The sequence below is a fragment of the Streptomyces sp. NBC_00425 genome, assembly GCF_036030735.1.
GTDB lineage: Bacteria > Actinomycetota > Actinomycetes > Streptomycetales > Streptomycetaceae > Streptomyces.
In genome coordinates, this window is record NZ_CP107928.1 from 7,096,877 (window position 1) to 7,116,253 (window position 19,377).

The 19,377-nt window shown below is 72.0% G+C and carries 15 protein-coding genes; 11 read left to right on the plus strand and 4 right to left on the minus strand.

Annotated elements, in window-relative coordinates; all coding sequences use genetic code 11:
• Positions 1-48: 48 nt before the first annotated feature.
• Complete coding sequence (locus OHS82_RS31140; RefSeq protein ID WP_057580028.1) at positions 49-453, plus strand: DUF3040 domain-containing protein; 405 nt, start codon at positions 49-51, stop codon at positions 451-453.
• 84 nt (positions 454-537) lie between these two features.
• Here the strand turns inward: OHS82_RS31140 and OHS82_RS31145 are convergent, their stop codons facing one another.
• From OHS82_RS31145 to OHS82_RS31160, 4 genes are all read right to left on the minus strand, one after another.
• On the minus strand, positions 538-3,039 hold the full coding sequence (locus OHS82_RS31145) for a transglutaminase TgpA family protein (RefSeq protein WP_057580030.1): 2,502 nt from the start codon (positions 3,037-3,039) through the stop codon (positions 538-540).
• Positions 3,036-4,409 carry a DUF58 domain-containing protein gene (locus OHS82_RS31150; protein ID WP_057580308.1) on the minus strand — a complete coding sequence of 458 codons (1,374 nt, stop codon included), beginning with the start codon at positions 4,407-4,409 and terminating at the stop codon, positions 3,036-3,038. The genes OHS82_RS31145 and OHS82_RS31150 overlap by 4 nt, the downstream gene beginning before the upstream one ends.
• The gene (locus OHS82_RS31155; RefSeq protein WP_328435026.1) at positions 4,409-5,443 is read right to left on the minus strand and encodes an AAA family ATPase; all 1,035 of its coding nucleotides are present in this window, start codon (positions 5,441-5,443) and stop codon (positions 4,409-4,411) included. The genes OHS82_RS31150 and OHS82_RS31155 overlap by 1 nt, the downstream gene beginning before the upstream one ends.
• A gap of 252 nt (positions 5,444-5,695) precedes the next feature.
• Positions 5,696-6,304: a beta-class carbonic anhydrase gene (locus OHS82_RS31160; protein WP_079041331.1), complete on the minus strand. Its 609-nt coding sequence runs from the start codon at positions 6,302-6,304 to the stop codon at positions 5,696-5,698.
• Between the two features lie 260 nt (positions 6,305-6,564).
• Here OHS82_RS31160 and rsmH point away from each other — a divergent pair, with 260 nt between their 5' ends.
• The 10 genes from rsmH (at position 6,565) to OHS82_RS31210 (ending at position 19,204) form a co-directional block, all read left to right on the plus strand.
• Complete coding sequence (rsmH, locus tag OHS82_RS31165) at positions 6,565-7,521, plus strand: 16S rRNA (cytosine(1402)-N(4))-methyltransferase RsmH (RefSeq protein ID WP_079041332.1); 957 nt, start codon at positions 6,565-6,567, stop codon at positions 7,519-7,521.
• A gap of 45 nt (positions 7,522-7,566) precedes the next feature.
• On the plus strand, positions 7,567-8,130 hold the full coding sequence (locus OHS82_RS31170; RefSeq protein WP_328435027.1) for a septum formation initiator family protein: 564 nt from the start codon (positions 7,567-7,569) through the stop codon (positions 8,128-8,130).
• 5 nt (positions 8,131-8,135) lie between these two features.
• Positions 8,136-10,103, plus strand: a complete 1,968-nt coding sequence (locus OHS82_RS31175; RefSeq protein WP_277922397.1) for a peptidoglycan D,D-transpeptidase FtsI family protein — start codon at positions 8,136-8,138, stop codon at positions 10,101-10,103.
• Positions 10,104-10,376: 273 nt separating this feature from the next.
• A complete protein-coding gene (locus tag OHS82_RS31180) occupies positions 10,377-11,900 on the plus strand; it encodes a UDP-N-acetylmuramoyl-L-alanyl-D-glutamate--2,6-diaminopimelate ligase (protein ID WP_328435028.1) in 1,524 nt (507 codons plus the stop codon).
• A gap of 4 nt (positions 11,901-11,904) precedes the next feature.
• On the plus strand, positions 11,905-13,335 hold the full coding sequence (locus tag OHS82_RS31185; RefSeq protein WP_057580042.1) for a UDP-N-acetylmuramoyl-tripeptide--D-alanyl-D-alanine ligase: 1,431 nt from the start codon (positions 11,905-11,907) through the stop codon (positions 13,333-13,335).
• Positions 13,332-14,405: a phospho-N-acetylmuramoyl-pentapeptide-transferase gene (mraY, locus tag OHS82_RS31190; protein WP_057580045.1), complete on the plus strand. Its 1,074-nt coding sequence runs from the start codon at positions 13,332-13,334 to the stop codon at positions 14,403-14,405. The genes OHS82_RS31185 and mraY overlap by 4 nt, the downstream gene beginning before the upstream one ends.
• Positions 14,387-15,805 (plus strand): UDP-N-acetylmuramoyl-L-alanine--D-glutamate ligase, encoded by a 1,419-nt coding sequence (gene murD, locus OHS82_RS31195; protein ID WP_266727412.1) that lies wholly within the window; start codon positions 14,387-14,389, stop codon positions 15,803-15,805. The genes mraY and murD overlap by 19 nt, the downstream gene beginning before the upstream one ends.
• 108 nt (positions 15,806-15,913) lie before the next feature.
• Complete coding sequence (ftsW, locus tag OHS82_RS31200) at positions 15,914-17,278, plus strand: putative lipid II flippase FtsW (RefSeq protein WP_328435029.1); 1,365 nt, start codon at positions 15,914-15,916, stop codon at positions 17,276-17,278.
• Positions 17,279-17,284: 6 nt separating this feature from the next.
• The gene (gene murG / locus OHS82_RS31205; RefSeq protein WP_057580051.1) at positions 17,285-18,382 is read left to right on the plus strand and encodes an undecaprenyldiphospho-muramoylpentapeptide beta-N-acetylglucosaminyltransferase; all 1,098 of its coding nucleotides are present in this window, start codon (positions 17,285-17,287) and stop codon (positions 18,380-18,382) included.
• 27 nt (positions 18,383-18,409) lie between these two features.
• The gene (locus OHS82_RS31210; RefSeq protein ID WP_328435030.1) at positions 18,410-19,204 is read left to right on the plus strand and encodes a cell division protein FtsQ/DivIB; all 795 of its coding nucleotides are present in this window, start codon (positions 18,410-18,412) and stop codon (positions 19,202-19,204) included.
• Positions 19,205-19,377: the final 173 nt, after the last annotated feature.

The window sequence follows — 19,377 nt, forward strand, 5'->3', positions numbered from 1 at the left end:
AAGGGACCCCCAGGGTCGCCCCGGCGACTGCACGATGAGGAGGACTCCGTGCCGCTCTCGGAGCACGAGCAGCGCATGCTCGAGCAGATGGAGCGAGCGCTGTACGCCGAAGATCCCAAGTTCGCGTCGGCGCTCGAGGGAAGCGGGCTGCGTACGTACACCCGGCGGCGGGTCTACCAGGCGGTCGCTGGCTTCCTCGTGGGTATCGCGCTCCTCATGGCCGGAATGGTCGCCAAGCAGGTCTGGCTGAGCGTGGTGGGCTTCCTCGTCATGCTGGGATGCGCGGTGCTCGCCGTGACCGGCTGGCGCAAGGCCCCCAAGCCCGGCGAGCAGGCTGCGGCGGGAGCCCCGGGCGCCCCGCGCACCCGCGGTCAGGGTCGGCAGAAGCGCTCCATGATGGACCGTATCGAGCAGCGCTGGCAGCGCCGGCGCGACGAGCAGGGCGGCCACTGACTCCGCCCACCGACGAACGACATCGAGGGGGCGACCACCCGGCAGGGTGGTCGCCCCCTCGCTCTGTCTCCCGCCCGCTCTTCCTCAGCCGCTCGGCTGGTGGCGGGACGGGCGGCGGACCAGCGTCGTCAAACGGGCCGCCCAGGACGCCTTGACGGCGATCCAGCGGTCGGCGAGGTCCCACACCGCGCGGACGGCCGAACGCGGCGCCACCACGGCACGCACCCGCGTGCGCCTGCCCGCGTTCTCCCGCAGGGCCGCCCGCACCCGGCGGACCTCGTCCGCCAGGCCGGCCTCGGCCCTGGGCACCGGGGCGAACAGCACTTGCTCCACGGCGTCCGCGACCCGGTGCACCGAACGGCTCGCCGTCTCGTCCAGCTCCCCGATCCGCACGATCCGCGCCGCGGCCCGCCTCGGCGTGAGCGCCTCGTCCGGCTCGATGCCGTAGTCCCAGGCCGTGTCGGTGAGCTCGCGCCACACCGCCAGGACATGTACGGCCGCCGCCTCGGCGGCCTCCTGCGGCGGCACGTCCAGCAGCACCGCGGGCTCGCCGCCGTCGCTCCGGCCGTGCGTCTCGTCCTTACGGCGGCCGGGCGGCGCGCCGGACGCCGTGGCGGCGGCGTGCTGGGCGGACGCCAGCCGCACCGAACGCCGTCGCAGCCGCCACAGCATCGGCAGCAGCGGCAGGGCGAGCGCCGCGGCTCCCAGGAGGGCCCAGCCGGCGATCCGGTACCACGGGGTGCCGCCCGCGCCCTGGTCCGCCTGGTCCAGCGGCAGCGGGTCGGCGCAGTTGCCGAGCTTTCTGTCCGTGGCGGAGCAGCTGGCGTTCGCCGACGGGGCGGCCGACGGAGCGGCGTCCGCCGAGCGGGAGGCCTGCGGTACATCGGGCAGCGCCTGGCCCGAGGTCTCCGGCAGCGTGTACGTCGGCGTCGAGCCACGCGTGGGCGTCGGCTCGAAGCGCGTCCAGCCGACGCCCTCGAAGTACAGCTCCGGCCAGGCGTGCGCGTCCTTCAGGCTCACCGTCACCGTGCCGTCCGCCTGCGGGGAGCCCGGAGCGAAGCCCACCGCGACCCGCGCGGGGATGCCCAGCGTGCGGGCCATCGCCGCCATGGCGAACGAGAAGTGGACGCAGAAGCCCTGCTTGTCCCGCAGGAAGCGGGCGATCGCGCCCGGGCCGCTGCCGACCTCGACCTGGGTGTCGTACTCGAAGCCGCCGGTCACCGCGAAGTAGTCCTGGAGCGCGACCGCCTTCTCGTAACCGCTCGTGGCGTTCTTGGTGATCTCCCGGGCCTGCTTCGCCACCACCGTCGGCAGGCTGTCCGGGACCTTGGTGTACTCCCGCCGGATCGACTCGGGGGCCTTGGCCGCGGAGGCCAGTTGCTGCGCCGTCGGCTGCACGTCAAGGCTCTTCACCTGGTACGTCTTGCCGCTGGTGTTCTGGCCGTGGTCGCCGACCAGGGTCATGCCGACCGGCTCGTAACGCCAGTTGCCCTTGATCTGCACGCCGCTGGGGGGATAGGGCATCGGCAGCCAGTCCTGCGCGTAGCTGCCGGCGGCCGCGATCCGGGTGGTGATCTCCGCCCGCTTCACGTCGGTCCCCAGACCGGTGGGCGCCGGGAAGTCGTCCGGCACGGCCGTGATGTGGCGCTTGGCCGGCTTCCACGTGGTGCCGTCGAAGTCGTCCAGGGACACGATCCGCAGATACAGGTCCGAGAGGTTGCCGCTGTTGGTGCGCAGGGTCAGGACCGTGCGGTCCTCGTCGACGTTCAGGCTGTCGCGCAGCGACACCAGCGGGTTCACCGCGGAGATCGTGCCCCCGCTGCCGTTGCCGGCGCCCACGCCGGCCCCCGTCCCGCCCAGCAGGCCGTCCTGGATGGCCGGCAGGGGCAGCAGCGGCACCACGAGGGCGACGCCCAGTGCCGCCATCCCGATGCGCCGGCCGGTGCGCACCGGGGCCACCGGTCCGGACGGCTCGCCCGGGCTGTGCGAGGCTCCGCCGAAGACCCTGCCCCACTGCGAGAGCCGCTCCCGGCCTTCGGCGAGCAGCAGCATCAGATAGCCCGCGGCGGCCACCAGGAACCACAGCCAGTCCGCCGATCCGTCGAACAGCCCGGCGGCGACCGAGTACAGCGCCAGAAGTGGCAGACCGGCCGGGGCCGCGTTGCGGAACGTCACCGCGAGGGTGTCCACGGCAAGGCCGATCACCAGGACCCCGCCGATCACCATCAGCCGGATGCCGTCGGACAGCGGGGCCGGTATCGCGTACCGCCCGACGTCGTCGGCGCCCGCCTGCAGCAGGTCGCCGAAGTGCCGGAAGGCGTCCGGGCCGGGGACCAGCCCGAGAACCGCGTGCCCCCGGGCGAAGACCAGGGTCAGCGCCATCAGCGTGACCAGTGCCTGGACGGCCACGGTCAGCGGCCGGGCCAGCGGCACCCGCCGGGCCGCCGCGCCCACCCCGGACTGGACGGCCAGCAGGAACGCGGCCTGCAGCAGCCACGTCGCCGGCTCCACCAGGGGCAGCAGGGCGCACGAGGCCAGCAGCGTCGCCGCCGCCGAGCACAGTGTCAGTCGAGCCCGCCCGCTCATGCCCTTCCCTCCCCGCCACCCGAAGCCGCAACGCCCGCCCGGTCGCGCTCCGCGAGCCGCCACAGCTCGTTCAGCGATGCGCCCCGCGGCACGCTCAGGGCCGTCCAGCCCGCCTCGCGCAGCATCCGCAGCCGCTCCTCCTGCCTCTTCATCGGATCGGGGGCGCCGTTCGGTTCACGCACCCAGCCGTCGCCGTCCAGGAGGAAGGCGACCGCGCCCGCGCTGCGCTGGCGCATCTTCGCCGCGATCGCCGCCTGCTCCTCGTCGAGATCGCCGAGGAAGGCCACCAGCAGCCCCTCGTGGCCGCCGCGCAGCACGTCGTACGACCGGGACAGACCCGCGCCGTCGGAGTGGTCGACGATCGCGAGGGTGTCCATCATCAGCCCGGCCGCGTCCGTCGACTCCTGGCCGCCCCCGGCGTAGCCGTCGGCGCCCGCCCCGGGCACGGAGGTGCCGGTGTCCGTCAGCAGCCGCACGGAGAAGCCCCGCTCCAGCATGTGCACCAGCACGGACGCGGCGCCGGAGACCGCCCACTCGAAGGCGGAGTCCGGCCCCGCCCCCCGGTAGGCCAGGCCCCGGGTGTCCAGCAGCACCGTGCAGCGGGAGCGCCGCGGCTGTTCCTCGCGCCGCACCATCAGCTCGCCGTAGCGGGCGGTGGAGCGCCAGTGCACCCGGCGCAGGTCGTCGCCGTAGCGGTAGCCGCGCGGGATGACGTCGTCCTCGCCGGCCAGGGCCAGCGAGCGCTGCCGCCCGTCGCCGTACCCCTTGGCCTCGCCGCCCAGCCGCACCGGGGGGAGCGGTTCCACGCGCGGTATCACCGTCAGGGTGTCGTGCGTGGAGAAGGACCGGGTGAGCTCGCACATGCCGAAGGGGTCGCTCAGGCGCAGCTGGAGCGGGCCCAGCGGGTAGCGTCCGCGCAGGTCGGAGCGGACCCGGTAGGACACCTCGCGGCGGCCGCCCGCCTCCACCCGGTCCAGCACGAAACGGGGGCGCGGGCCGAGCACGTACGGCACCCGGTCCTGGAGCATCAGCAGTCCGGTGGGCAGTCGGGAGACGTTGTCCATCCGCAGATGGACGCGGGCCTCGCTGCCCGCCGGCACCCGCGCGGGGGCGAGCCGGCGGCTGCCGGCGACCCGGTAGCGGGTGCGGTACACGACGGCCGCGCAGATCAGCGGCAGGGCGGCCAGCAGCAGCCCGACCCGCAGCAGGTCGGGCTGTCCGAGCACGTAGGCGCAGACGGCGGCCGCGACGCCGGCCGCCAGGAAGGAACGGCCGCGGGTGGTCAGGCCGGCCAGAGCCGTGCGCGCGCCGCCCCAGTCCCCCTTCCCCGCCTGGCCGGCGGACGGCTGCCCGGTCCCCCCGGCGGTCATCACAGCCTCCGCGGCTGCTGCCGGCCGTACGCCTGGGTGCCGTTGCCCAGCCCGTATCCGTGCTGCTGGGGCGTCGCCGGCACCGAGGTGCGCTGGATGATGTCCTCGACGACCTGCTCCGCCGTGCGCCGGTTGAGCTGGGCCTGTGCGGTGGGCAGCAGACGGTGGGCGAGCACGGCCACGGCGAGGTTCTGGACGTCGTCCGGCAGTGCGTAGTCCCGGCCGGCCAGCGCGGCGGTCGCCCTCGCGGCGCGCACGAGATGCAGCGTCGCGCGCGGCGAGGCGCCGAGTCTGAGGTCGGGGTGGGTCCGGGTGGCGGCGACCAGGTCGACCGCGTAGCGCCGCACCGAGTCCGCCACGTGGACGCTCCGGACGGCGTCGATCAGCTTGACGATCTCGTGTGCGTGGGCGACCGGCTGAAGGTCGTCCAGCGGGCTGACCCCACCGTGCACGTCGAGCATCTGCAGCTCGGCCTCGGCGCTCGGGTAGCCGATGGAGACCCGAGCCATGAACCGGTCGCGCTGCGCCTCGGGCAGCGGGTAGGTGCCCTCCATCTCGACCGGGTTCTGCGTGGCCACCACCATGAACGGGCTGGGCAGCTCGTAGGTCTGCCCGTCGATGGTGACCTGGCGCTCCTCCAGGGACTCCAGGAGCGCCGACTGCGTCTTGGGCGAGGCCCGGTTGATCTCGTCGCCGATCACGATCTGCGAGAAGATCGCGCCCGGCTTGAACTCGAAGTCCCGGCGCTGCTGGTCCCAGATGGACACGCCGGTGATGTCCGAGGGCAGCAGGTCGGGCGTGAACTGGATACGGCGCACCGAGCAGTCGATGGACTTCGCCAGCGCCTTGGCCAGCATCGTCTTCCCGACGCCCGGCACGTCCTCGATCAGCAGGTGCCCCTCGGCGAGCAGCACGGTCAGCGAAAGCTGTACGACCTCGGGCTTGCCCTCGATCACTCCCTCCACCGAACTGCGGACACGCTCCACAGTGGCGGTCAGATCTGTGAGGCTCGCTCGATCGTCATAGGTCGTCACCCGGCCCTCCTCGGCCCGTACTTTTCACGGGCCGACGCTCTGTCGCGCTAACCGGCCCACCCCGAATCACGGACACCACCCGCGAACTGCTCAGCGCGGCGTCACATCCGCATTCTTGCTGCCGTTACCGATTCGTGTCACTCGCGTGTGGACAACTGTCCGTGATATGTCGGGGTTGTGGCCGTTCGGGCGTCCGGGGGACGCACATCAACAGCGAAACGACAGGCAAGAACGACGACGGAGTCGCGTGGGTCACGCGGGGTCGATCTCGCGCAGCAGCCCGGTCCGCACGTCGAACACGAAGCCGCGGACGTCGTCGGTGTGCACCAGGAACGGCGAGGTGCGCACCCGCTGCATCGACTGCCGGACGTCCTGGTCGACGTCCCGGAAGGACTCCACCGCCCACGCCGGACGCTGGCCGATCTCCATCTCCAGCTCGGTACGGAAATCCTCGGTGATCGCCTCCAGACCACACCCCGTGTGATGGATCAGGACGATGCTGCGGGTACCCAGTTTGCGCTGGCTGATGGTGAGCGAGCGGATGACGTCGTCGGTGACCACGCCGCCCGCGTTGCGGATCGTGTGGCAGTCGCCGAGCTCCAGGCCGAGCGCGGCGTGCAGGTCGATACGGGCGTCCATGCAGGCCACGACCGCGACGTGCAGTACGGGGCGGGCGTCCATGCCGGGGTCGGTGAAGGCGTCGGCGTACCGCTCGTTGGCCTCCACGAGGCGGTCGGTCACGGTCCCGCCGCGTATGGCGCCCGCGGTCTCACTGGGTACGGATGCGGAAGTCGTCATATCCATGACGGTACTGGTCACACGCGTCGCGGTCCTGCTGTGAGAGAGGAAAAAGAGCGTCATCACGCCCACTTTGTGAGGTATGCCACAAGGCTGCGGGCGGCCGGAACGCCCCGGGCCGCGCCGCGCAGGCCGGTTGATTGACCGCGAGACCCCGTGGACTAAAGTGACGAGAAGCGGGAGGCGACGATCTCCCTGCTGGACTGAACCCGTGAGACCCCGGCCCGGCCGCCGAGATCTCCCCGCGGCGCCGGCAGGCCTTCCCTTCACGAGGGGCGGGGACCCGGCGGTGCGTCATCACCCGCCGGATCTGAGAGGCCCCCTTGAGTCACAGTCGACACGTCCCGGTGATGCTCCAGCGGTGCCTGGACCTGTTGGCCCCGGCCCTCCAGGAGCCCGGAGCGGTGGTCGTCGACTGCACGCTCGGCCTCGGCGGGCACAGCGAGGCCCTGCTGACCCGGTTCCCCGAGGCCCGGCTGATCGCCCTCGACCGCGACAAGGAGGCCCTGCGCCTGTCCGGCGAGCGCCTCGCCCCCTTCGGTGAGCGCGCCACCCTCGTGCACGCGGTCTACGACGAGCTCCCCGACGTACTGGACCGGCTCGGCGTCGCGCGCGTGCAGGGCGTCCTGTTCGACCTCGGCGTCTCCTCCATGCAGCTCGACGAGGCCGACCGTGGGTTCGCCTACGCCCAGGACGCCCCCCTCGACATGCGCATGGACCAGACGACCGGCGTCAGCGCCGCCGAGGTCCTCAACACCTACCCGCCGGGCGAACTCGTGCGGATCCTGCGGGCGTACGGCGAGGAGAAGCAGGCCAAGCGGATCGTCTCCGCGGTGGTGCGCGAGCGCGACGAGGAGCCGTTCACCAACAGCGCCCGGCTCGTCGAACTGATCCGGGGCGCCCTTCCGCAGGCCGCCAAGCGCACCGGCGGCAATCCCGCCAAGCGCACCTTCCAGGCGCTGCGCATCGAGGTGAACGGCGAACTCTCCGTCCTGGAGCGGGCGATCCCGGCCGCGGTGCGGGCGATCGGCGTGGGCGGGCGGATCGCCGTCCTGTCGTACCACTCGCTCGAAGACCGGCTGGTGAAGCAGGTGTTCGCGGCCGGCGCCGCCAACACCGCGCCCCCCGGGCTGCCGGTCGTCCCCGAGCGCTACCAGCCGAGACTCAAGCTGCTCACCCGCGGTGCCGAACTTCCCACCGAGGAAGAGATCGCCGAGAACCGGCGCGCCGCCCCGGCGCGGCTGCGCGGTGCCGAGCGAATCAGGGAGTCCATCGAATGACGGGCGTGAGCAGAGGGTCCGCACACCCGGTCCGGGGGAGGGCGAGTGAGCAGTAGACCCGCGCTGAAGGGGAGGGCCGCCCGCCTCGCGCGGCTCTTCCCGGCCGGCCCCCGGCAGGCCGCCCGCACTCCGTTCGTCCTCCTGGTCGTCCTGCTCCTCGGCGGCGGCCTGATCGGACTGCTCGTGCTGAACTCGGCCCTCAGCGAGGGCTCGTTCAAGATGGACGACCTGCAGAAGGACACCAAGAGCCTCACCGACGAGGAGCAGGCGCTCCAGCGGGACATCGACTCCTACTCCGCCCCGGACGCCCTTCAGCGCCGCGCGCGCGAACTGGGCATGGTCCCGGGCGGGGACCCGGCGTTCCTGAACCCCGACGGCACCGTGAAGGGCGTCCCGTCCGCGGCCGCCCGGCAGTCCCCGGACCCCGTCGTCCGGCCGCCGGAGACCGTCAGGCTCTCCCGGACGCTCCCGCAGTCGCCCGGACCGGCCGGCTCCGACGCGCCGGCCGGCGCCCTGGCCGGGCAGGACCTCTCCGGGCAGGACGCCGCCCCCGCGCGGAGCGCGGCCCCCGACCCGACCGCAGCCACCCCCGAGACCCCCGGCAGGTGACGGAAGTGTCCGACAGGGAACCGCCGCGCCGGCGTGTGCCCGGCCCCGCCCGGCCCTCCCGTCCCGCGTCCGCCCAGCGGCGACCGGGACCCGGCGCCCGCCCGGCCCGCCGTCCGACCGCACCGCCTCCCCGCGGCGCCGCCCCGCGTGTCATCCGGCTCGGCAGCCCCCGCCCCCGGCTGCGCATGGTGGGCCTCGCGCTGGCCCTGGTGCTCATCGCCTTCGTCGTCCGCCTCCTGCAGGTGCAGGCCGTCGACGCGAGCACCTACGCCGCCAAGGCCGAGCAGAACCGGTACGTCGGCCAGGTGCTGCCCGCCGAGCGCGGCGAGATCACCGACCGCACCGGCGTGGCCTTCGCGACCAGCGAGGACGCCTACGACATCACGGCCGACCCCACCATGTTCGCCCGCGCGCAGCTGAAGATCGACGACGGTCCCGAGCAGGCGGCCGCCCTTCTCGCGCCGATCCTCGGCCAGCAGCAGTCCGCCCTGGTCAAGAAGCTGCGGCCGAAGGACCGGAACCTGCGCTACGTCAAGCTCGCCGGGCGGCAGACCCCGCAGGTGTGGAAGCAGATCCGGGACCTGAGGTCCGCGCTCTCCGCCAAGGCGGAGACGGACCGCTCCACGGTCAACGTCCTCGCCGGGCTGTTCTCCGTGCCCAGCAGCAAGCGCGTGTACCCCAACAAGGAGCTCGCCGCCGGGATACTGGGCTGGGTCAACGCCGACGGCAGGGGCGGCGGCGGTGTCGAGCAGCAGCTGAACTCCACGCTGTCCGGCAAGGACGGCAAGATCCGCTACGCCCAGTCCGGCGGCCGTCAGGTGCCCACCGTGGGCTCCACCGAGACGCCCGCGGTGCCCGGCTCCGACGTGGAGCTGACGATCGACCGCGACATCCAGTGGGCCGCGCAGAACGCCATCACGGAGCAGGTGCAGAAGTCCGCGGCGGACCGCGGCTACGTCATCGTGCAGGACACCCGCACCGGCGAGATCCTCGCCCTGGCCAACTCGCCCGGTTTCGACCCCAACGACCTGTCGAAGGCCGACCCCGGCGCCCTGGGCAACGCGGCCGTCCAGGACGCCTACGAGCCCGGCTCCACCGCCAAGATCATGTCCATGGCCGCCGTGCTGGAGGAGAACGCCGCCACCCCGCTGACGCACGTCACCGTGCCCAACCGGCTGCACCGCGGCGACCGGCTCTTCCAGGACGACATCGACCACCCGACCTGGTACCTCACGCTCAACGGGGTGCTCGCCAAGTCCAGCAACATCGGCACGATCCTGGCCACCGGACAGCTCGGCAAGACCCAGGCCGAGGCCAACCGCGTCCTGTACTCGTACCTGCGCAAGTTCGGCCTCGGCAGCCACACCGGCCTCGGCTTCCCCGGCGAGACGAAGGGCATCCTCGCCCCGCCCGACAAGTGGTCGACCTCGCAGCAGTACACGATTCCCTTCGGCCAGGGCATGTCCCTCAACGCGGTCCAGGCGGCCTCCGTGTACTCGACGATCGCCAACGGCGGCGTGCGCGTCGAGCCCACCCTGGTGCGCGGCACCAAGGGGCCGGACGGACGCTTCACGCCCGCCGCGTCGCCCGCGAAGAGCCGCGTCGTCAGCCAGAAGACGGCGAAGACCCTCGCCCACATGCTGGAGTCGGTCGTGGACGACCGGGAGGGCACGGGCGCCAAGGCGCGCATCCCCGGCTACCGCGTCGCGGGCAAGACGGGCACCGCCAACCGCGTGGATCCGGCCACCGGCACCTACAAGGGGTACACCTCGTCGTTCGCCGGCTTCGCGCCCGCGGACAGCCCGCGCATCACCGTCTACTGCGCCATCCAGAACGCCACCGAGGGCAGCTACTTCGGCGGCCAGATCTGCGGCCCCGTCTTCAAGCAGGTCATGGAGTTCGCCCTGAAGACCCTGCAGGTCCCACCGACCGGGGCGAAGGCCGCGAACCTCCCGGTCTCCTTCACGCCCTGAGCGCCGGGCCACGCCCCGGCCGGAGCACTCCGTCCCCGTCCGCCCTCGAACCCCCGAACGCCACTGTTCAGCGCCGAGCAAGCCAGGAACCAGCCCGTGACCATGATCACTCCCGACCCCGCGACTCCCGCACCGCCCACGGCGTCCCCCGCCGGGCCGCCCGCGAGTCCGCCGACGGCCTCGCCCTCGCTTCGCCCGCAGGCGGGTACGCCCGGTACGCTCACCGCCGTGCCACACGCTGATCAGTCCCAAACCACCCAGAAGGGCGCTTCCGTGACATATCCGGGACCGCCGCGACCGGCCCAGGTCTCCGCCACACCCCTCGCGGAGCTCGCCGATCAGCTGGGCGCCGCGCAGCCGGCCGACACCGCCGCAGACGTCACGGGCATCACCCACGACTCGCGGGCGGTCCGCCCCGGCGACCTGTACGCCGCCCTTCCCGGCGCCCGCCTGCACGGAGCCGACTTCGTCACCCAGGCCGCGGGCCTGGGCGCGGTCGCCGTCCTGACCGACCCCGCCGGAGCCGACCGCGCCGCCGAGACCGGCCTGCCGGTCCTGGTGGTCGACGACCCGCGCGGGGCCATGGGCGAACTGGCGGCCACGATCTACGGCCGCCCCGGCCGCGACCTGCTCCAGATCGGCATCACCGGCACCTCCGGCAAGACCACCACCGCGTACCTCGTCGAGGGCGGCCTGAAGCCGGTCAGGTCCACCGGGCTGATCGGCACCGTCGAGATGCGCATCGGCGACGAGCGCATCAAGTCCGAGCGCACCACCCCCGAAGCCACCGACCTCCAGGCCCTGTTCGCCGTCATGCGCGAGCGCGGCGTCGAGGCGGTCGCGATGGAGGTGTCCAGCCACGCGCTGGTCCTCGGGCGGGTCGACGGCTGCGTCTTCGACATCGCCGTCTTCAACAACCTCAGCCCGGAGCACATGGAGTTCCACTCCGGCATGGAGGACTACTTCCGGGCCAAGGCGCAGCTGTTCACGCGGAAACGCAGCAAACTCGGCGTGGTCAACCTCGACGACGAGTACGGCCGCCGGCTGGTCCAGGAGGCGGAGGTGCCGGTCGTCACCTTCTCCGCCGAGGGCGACCCGGACGCCGACTGGCGCGCGGTGGACGTGGAGACCGGCCCGCTGGACTCGACGTTCACCGTCCTGGGTCCGGACGGCGTGCGGGTCGGCGCCAGGTCGCCGCTGCCGGGCAGCTTCAACGTGGCGAACACCCTCGCCGCGATCGTCTCCCTCGCCGTCGCCGGCATCGACCCGCGGACCGCCGCCGACGGCGTCGCCGCCGTGCCGGGCGTGCCGGGCCGCCTCGAGCGGGTGGACGCCGGGCAGCCCTACCTCGCGGTCGTCGACTACGCCCACAAGACGGACGCCGTCGAGTCGGTGCTCAGGGCGCTGCGCAAGGTCACCAAGGGCCGGCTGCACGTGGTCCTCGGCTGCGGCGGCGACCGGGACCGCACCAAGCGCGCCCCGATGGGCGCCGCCGTCGCCCGGCTGGCCGACACCGCCGTACTGACCTCCGACAACCCCCGCTCCGAGGACCCCCTCGCGATCCTCGCGACGATGCTCCAGGGCGCGGCGTCGGTACCGGCCCACGAGCGCGGCGACGTGCAGCTGTTCGAGGACCGGGCCGCCGCGATCGCCGCGGTCGTGGCGCGCGCGCACGCCGGGGACACCGTGCTGGTCGCGGGCAAGGGCCACGAGCAGGGCCAGGACATCGCCGGGGTGGTCCGTCCGTTCGACGACCGCCAGGTGCTTCGCGAAGCTATCCAGCAGACCCAGGGATGAACTTGTGATCGCCCTCTCCCTCGCCGAGATCGCAGCAGTCGTCGGCGGGCAGACACACGACATACCGGATCCGTCCGTGGAAGTCACCGGACCGGTCGTCCGGGACTCCCGCGAGGTGGCGCCCGGCAGCCTCTTCGTCGCCTTCGTCGGCGAACGGGTGGACGGCCACGACTACGCGGCAGCGGTCGTCGAGGCGGGCGCGGCGGCCGTACTGGCCTCCCGGCCGGTCGGTGTGCCCGCGATCGTCGTGGACGACGTCCAGGCGGCGCTGGGGGCCCTCGCCCGGCACGTCGTGCACCGGCTCGGCGCCACCCTCGTCGCGCTCACCGGCTCGGCCGGCAAGACCAGCACCAAGGACCTGATCGCCCAGGTGCTCCGGCGCAAGGCGCCGACCGTGTTCACGCCCGGTTCGCTCAACAACGAGATCGGACTGCCGCTGACCGCCCTGTCGGCCACCGAGGAAACACGTTTCCTCGTGCTGGAGATGGGCGCCCGCGGAATCGGCCACATCCGCTACCTCGCCGATCTGACGCCCCCGAAGATCGGCCTCGTCCTCAACGTCGGCACCGCTCACATCGGCGAGTTCGGCGGTCGCGAACAGATCGCACAGGCAAAGGGCGAGCTGGTCGAGTCGCTGCCCCCGGCGGCCGACGGAGGCGTCGCGATCCTCAACGCCGACGACCCGTTGGTCCGGGCCATGGCCTCCCGTACGAAGGCGAAGGCGGTCTTTTTCGGAGAGTCCGGCGAAGCGGACGTTCGGGCCGAGAACGTGCGACTCACGGACACCGGACAGCCTGCCTTCAGCCTTCACACACCCTCCGGGTGCAGCGATGTGACCATGCGCCTGTACGGTGAGCATCACGTGTCGAACGCGCTCGCCGCGGCCGCCGTCGCCCATGAGCTGGGCATGTCCGCGCAAGAGATCGCCACCGCGCTCTCCGAGGCGGGCTCCCTCTCCCGCTGGCGTATGGAGGTCACCGAGCGCCCGGACGGCGTGACGATCGTCAACGACGCCTACAACGCGAACCCTGAGTCCATGCGAGCTGCCCTGCGTGCACTGGCAGCCATGGGCGAAGCCTCACGGGCGAAGGGGGGCCGGACCTGGGCGGTGCTCGGCAAGATGGCCGAGCTCGGGGACGAGGCGCTCGCCGAGCACGACGCGGTCGGACGGCTCGCCGTCCGGCTCAATGTCGGCAAGCTCGTCGCGGTCGGGGGCAGGGAAGCCGCCTGGCTGCAACTGGGCGCATACAACGAGGGTTCGTGGGGTGAGGAGTCGGTGCACGTGTCCGACGCACAGGCGGCTGTCGACCTGTTGCGCAGCGAGTTGCGCCCGGGGGACGTCGTGCTCGTGAAGGCGTCCCGTTCGGTCGGTCTCGAGACCGTCGCGCAGGCGCTGCTCGCGACCGACGGCGAGGGTGAGGTCGTCGCCCGATGATGAATCAGATCCTCTTCGCGGGCGTCATCGGCCTCTTCCTGACGCTGATCGGCACGCCGCTGCTGATCAAGCTGCTGGCGCGCAAGGGCTACGGCCAGTACATCCGCGACGACGGCCCGCGCGAGCACGCCAGCAAGCGCGGTACGCCGACCATGGGCGGCATCGCCTTCATCTTCGCGACGGTCGCCGCGTACTTCCTGTCCAAGCTGATCACGGGCAATCCGCCGAGCTACACCGGTCTGCTGGTGCTGGGCCTGATGTGCGGCATGGGCCTGGTCGGCTTCCTCGACGACTACATCAAGATCGTCAAGCGGCGCTCGCTCGGTCTGCGGGCCAAGGCGAAGATGGCCGGCCAGCTCATCGTCGGCATCGCCTTCGCGGTGCTGTCGCTGCAGTTCTCGGACTCCCGCGGCAACACCCCGGCCTCCACGAAGCTGTCCTTCATCACGGACTTCGGCTGGACGATCGGCCCCGTGCTGTTCGTCGTCTGGGCGCTGTTCATGATCCTCGCGATGTCCAACGGCGTGAACCTGACGGACGGTCTGGACGGCCTGGCCACCGGCGCCTCCGTGCTCGTCTTCGGCGCCTACACCTTCATCGGCGTCTGGCAGTTCCAGGAGTCCTGCGCCAACGGCGAGACGCTGACCAACCCCAACGCCTGCTACGAGGTGCGCGATCCGCTGGACCTCGCGGTCATCTCGGCGGCACTGATGGGCGCCTGCCTGGGCTTCCTGTGGTGGAACACCTCGCCGGCCAAGATCTTCATGGGCGACACCGGTTCGCTGGCGCTCGGCGGCGTCCTCACGGGCCTCGCCATCTGCTCCCGCACGGAGCTGCTGGTGGCCATCATGGGCGGTCTGTTCGTCCTGATCACCATGTCGGTGGTCATCCAGGTCGGCTCGTTCAAGCTCACCGGCAAGCGCGTGTTCCGGATGGCGCCGCTGCAGCACCACTTCGAACTCAAGGGCTGGTCCGAAGTCCTCGTGGTGGTCCGTTTCTGGATCATCCAGGGCATCTGTGTGATCGTCGGACTGGGCATCTTCTACGCGGGATGGGCAGCAGAGAAGTGACCGACTGGCAGGGGAAGAACGTCACCGTCGCCGGGCTCGGCGTCTCCGGCATCCCGGCGGCCAAGGCGCTGCACGGGCTCGGCGCGAACGTCACCGTCGTCAACGACGGCGACGACGCACGCGCGCGTGAGCAGGCCGCAGGGCTGGAGGCGCTCGGCGTCACCGTGCGCCTCGGTGACGGGGCGACCCTGCCCGAGGGCGCCGAACTGGTCGTCACCGCACCCGGCTGGAAGCCCGACAAGCCGCTGTTCACGGCGGCCCGCGCGGCCGGGGTGCCGATCTGGGGCGACGTCGAACTCGCCTGGCGGCTCAGGGGCCCGGACGCCGCCCCCTGGCTGTGCGTCACCGGCACCAACGGCAAGACGACGACCACCCGGATGCTCGCGTCGATCCTCGAGGCGGCCGGCCTGCGCACGGCGGCCGTCGGCAACATCGGCGTCTCCCTGCTGGACGCGGTGCTCGGCGACGAGCGCTACGACGTCCTGGCCGTCGAACTGTCCAGCTACCAGCTGCACTGGGCGCCGTCCCTGCGCGCGCACTCCGCCGCCGTCCTCAACCTCGCCCCCGACCACCTCGACTGGCACGGCTCCATGGAGGCGTACGCCAAGGACAAGGGGCGCGTCTACGAGGGCAACCGGGTCGCCTGCGTCTACAACGTCGCCGACAAGGCCACCGAGGACCTGGTGCGCGAGGCCGACGTCGAGGAGGGCTGCCGGGCGATCGGCTTCACCCTCGGCGCCCCCGCCCCGTCCCAACTCGGCGTGGTGGACGGCATCCTGGTCGACCGGGCCTTCGTCGAGGACCGGCAGAAGAACGCCCAGGAGCTCGCCGAGGTCGCCGACGTCGATCCGCCGGCCCCGCACAACATCGCCAACGCCCTTGCCGCGGCGGCCCTCGCCCGGGCCTTCGGAGTGCCCCCCAAGGCCGTACGGGACGGCCTGCGCGCCTTCGTGCCCGACGCCCACCGCATCGCCCACGTGGCCGACGTGGACGGCGTCGCCTACGTCGACGACTCCAAGGCGACCAACACCCACGCGGCGCAGGCCTCGTTGGCTGCGTACGGGTCGATCGTGTGGATCGCCGGCGGACTGGCCAAGGGCGCGACCTTCGACGAGCTGGTGGCCGAGTCGGCCGAGCGGCTTCGCGGCGTGGTGCTCATCGGCGCCGACCGCGCCCTGATCCGGGAAGCCCTGGCGCGACACGCCCCGGAAGTACCCGTCGTCGACCTCGACCGGACCGACACTGGGGCGATGTCCGCAGCCGTCCAGGAGGCCCGGCGGCTCGCCGCCGAGGGCGACACGGTGCTCCTCGCCCCCGCCTGCGCCTCCATGGACATGTTCGTCAACTACAACCAGCGCGGTGACGCGTTCGCTCAGGCCGTCCGCGAACTCGGAACCTGACCCGGCCGCCTGCCGGGCGACCTTGGGAGGGACGCGTGGGACCGTCACGGCCGACGTACGGCGCAGCAGCCGAGCGCAGCGGCTGCGCCGCGAACAGCGGAGCGGCAGATGCCCGGTAGCCGTACCGGGCGGCCGCCCGTCCAGCGAACCGTCCGCAGACCGGCCGGCGCCTCCCGGCCGCGCCGCGGCAACCCCGTACGACGGCTGCACGCGCGCGTGCAGAAGGCCTGGGACCGGCCGCTGACGGCCTACTACCTGATCTTCGGCGGCAGCCTGCTGATCACCGTGCTGGGCCTCGTGATGGTCTACTCGGCCTCTCAGATCACCGCGCTGCAGATGTCGCTGCCGGGTTCGTTCTTCTTCCGCAAGCAGTTCCTCGCCGCCACCATCGGAGCGGTGCTGCTGCTGGTCGCGTCCCGCATGCCGGTGAAGCTGCACCGCGCTCTCGCCTACCCGATCCTCGCCGGCGCGGTCTTCATGATGGCGCTGGTACAGGTCCCCGGGATAGGGATGTCGGTCAACGGCAACCAGAACTGGATCTCCCTGGGCGGCTCCTTCCAGATCCAGCCCAGCGAGTTCGGCAAGCTCGCCCTCGTGCTGTGGGGCGCCGACCTGCTCGCCCGCAAACAGGACAAGAAGCTGCTGAGCCAGTGGAAGCACATGCTCGTGCCGCTCGTCCCGGTCGCCTTCATGCTGCTCGGGCTGATCATGCTGGGCGGCGACATGGGCACGGCGATCATCCTCACGGCGATCCTCTTCGGCCTGTTGTGGCTGGCGGGTGCGCCCACGCGGCTGTTCGTCGGCGTGCTGTCGATCGCCGCCACGCTCGGCGTGATCCTCATCAAGACCAGCCCCAACCGCATGGCCCGGCTGCAGTGCATCGGCGCGACCGATCCCGGCCCGGGCGACTCCTGCTGGCAGGCCGTGCACGGCATCTACGCCCTGGCCTCCGGCGGGATCTTCGGTTCGGGGCTCGGGGCGAGTGTGGAGAAATGGGGGCAACTCCCCGAAGCGCACACCGACTTCATCTTCGCCGTCACCGGCGAGGAACTGGGTCTCGCGGGGACGCTGTCGGTGCTCGCCCTGTTCGCGGCTCTAGGCTATGCGGGTATCCGCGTGGCCGGACGCACGGAGGACCCCTTCGTGAGGTATGCCGCGGGAGGCGTGACCACCTGGATCACCGCTCAGGCGGTGATCAACATCGGTGCGGTGCTCGGCCTGCTGCCGATCGCCGGAGTCCCCCTCCCGCTGTTCTCCTACGGGGGCTCCGCCCTGCTGCCGACCATGTTCGCCATCGGGCTGCTGATCGCTTTCGCACGCGACGAGCCCGCTGCGCGGGCGGCGCTTGCGATGCGGCCCCGCCGCTTTGGTAGAAAGCGGGGGGCGGGGGGCTCCGCGTTCGCACGGGCCTTCCGGAGATGGAAAACGATGCGACGGCGTGCCTCGGCGGCGCGCCCGTCCGGAGAGCGGTGAATTTCGGTGCATGTCGTACTCGCTGGTGGGGGGACCGCCGGCCACATCGAGCCCGCGCTCGCCCTCGCGGACGCCCTCCGCAGGCAGGACCCCACTGTGGGGATCACGGCCCTGGGCACGGAGCGCGGCCTGGAGACCACGCTCGTTCCGCAGCGGGGCTACGACCTCGCGCTGATCCCCGCCGTACCCCTGCCGCGCAAGCCCACCCCTGAGCTGATCACCGTCCCGGGCCGGCTGCGCGGCACGATCAAGGCCGCCGAGCAGATCCTGGAGCGCACCAGGGCGGACGCGGTCGTCGGCTTCGGCGGTTACGTGGCCCTGCCCGGCTATCTCGCGGCCAAGCGCCTCGGCGTGCCGATCATCGTCCACGAGGCCAACGCCCGCCCCGGTCTGGCCAACAAGATCGGCTCGCGCTACGCGGCCCGGGTGGCCGTCTCCACACCCGACAGCAAGCTGCGCGACGCCCGCTACATCGGCATCCCGCTGCGCCGGTCCATCGCCACCCTGGACCGCGCCGCCGCCCGTCCCGAGGCCCGGCACATGTTCGGCCTCGACCCCAACCTGCCGACCCTGCTGGTCTCCGGCGGCTCGCAGGGCGCCCGGCGGCTGAACGAGGTCGTCCAGCAGGTCGCGCCCTGGCTGCAGCAGGCCGGCATCCAGATCCTGCACGCGGTCGGCCCGAAGAACGAACTGCCGCAGGTGCAGCAGATGCCGGGGATGCCCCCGTACATCCCGGTACCGTACGTGGACCGGATGGACCTCGCGTACGCCGCCGCCGACATGATGCTCTGCCGTGCGGGCGCGATGACCGTCGCCGAGCTCTCCGCCGTCGGGCTCCCGGCCGCCTACGTCCCGCTGCCCATCGGCAACGGCGAACAGCGGCTGAACGCCCAGCCGCTGGTGAAGGCGGGCGGCGGTCTGCTGGTCGACGACGCGGAACTGACCCCCGAGTGGGTGCGGGAGACCGTCCTGCCCGTGCTCGCCGATCCGCACCGGTTGTACGAGATGTCCCGGGCCGCCAGCGAGTTCGGCCGCCGGGACGCCGACGAACTGCTCGTCGGCATGGTGTACGAGGCGATCGCCGCCTCTCGTGCACACCGTTAGGCACGATGGACGAAAGGGCAGGGGAGCGTGGCCGGATCCGCCACCGCCGAGCGCGGTGCACGCCAGCAGGAGTCGTCCGGCCCGCCCCTCGTCCGACGGTTGGGGCCACGCCGGGTTCGTATGATCATCGTTCTCGTGTTGGCCGTCTCCCTCCTCGGCGCGGGCGCCGTCTGGGCGTTGTACGGCTCGCAGTGGCTGCGGGTGCGGGAGGTCACCGTCACCGGAACCGTCGTGCTGACTCCGCAACAGGTGCGCGAAGTCGCCGCCGTGACCGTCGGAACTCCGCTCGTCTCGGTCGACACCGACGCGATCGAGGCGAGACTCCGCAAGGAATTGCCCCGGATCGACTCGGTTGAGGCGGTCCGTTCCTGGCCGCACGAAATCAGCGTGAAAGTGGTAGAGCGAACGCCGGTTCTTCTGGTCCGAAAAGGGGCGAACTTCGTGGAAGTGGACGACGAGGGCGTCCGTTTCGCCACGGTTTCCGAGGCCCCGAAGGGCATCCCGATGCTGGAAATGGCGGCCTCCTCCTCGCGATCGGCGGCGGCGAGTCTGCGTCGGTTCGGAGAGGCCCGGCTGACGCGGGAGGCGGTCCGGGCGGCCGACTCGCTGCCGTCCGCCGTCGCCCGCGAGACACGGCTGGTCAAGGTCCGTTCCTACGACGACATCGCACTGCGGCTGACCGGCGGCCGCACGGTGGCCTGGGGCAGCGCCGAGAACGGCGCCGCCAAGGGCCGCGCACTCACCGCTCTCATGAAAGCCGCCCCGGCCGCGCGGCACTTCGACGTCAGCGCTCCCACCGCCCCTGCGTCATCGGGGAGTTGACGCACATCAGCGCAGGCCAGCACCCTGGTTGGGCAGCGACATGGCTGATCACATAGGGTGAAAAGAAAAACGGGAGGTTCGGCGTGTTCGTTGAACGGGCGCCACTTGTCGACTTAGTGTCCTGTTCAGAAGACTTCAAGGAACGGACACACTGGTAACCCTAAACTTCAGCG

Coding starts and splice junctions, on each gene's coding strand:
- OHS82_RS31145 (WP_057580030.1), bottom strand. CDS start 3,039: ATGAGCGGGCGGGCTCGACTGACACTGTGCTCGGCGGCGGCGACGCTG.
- OHS82_RS31150 (WP_057580308.1), bottom strand. CDS start 4,409: ATGACCGCCGGGGGGACCGGGCAGCCGTCCGCCGGCCAGGCGGGGAAG.
- OHS82_RS31160 (WP_079041331.1), bottom strand. CDS start 6,304: ATGACGCTCTTTTTCCTCTCTCACAGCAGGACCGCGACGCGTGTGACC.
- mraY (WP_057580045.1), top strand. CDS start 13,332: ATGATGAATCAGATCCTCTTCGCGGGCGTCATCGGCCTCTTCCTGACG.
- murD (WP_266727412.1), top strand. CDS start 14,387: ATGGGCAGCAGAGAAGTGACCGACTGGCAGGGGAAGAACGTCACCGTC.
- ftsW (WP_328435029.1), top strand. CDS start 15,914: ATGCCCGGTAGCCGTACCGGGCGGCCGCCCGTCCAGCGAACCGTCCGC.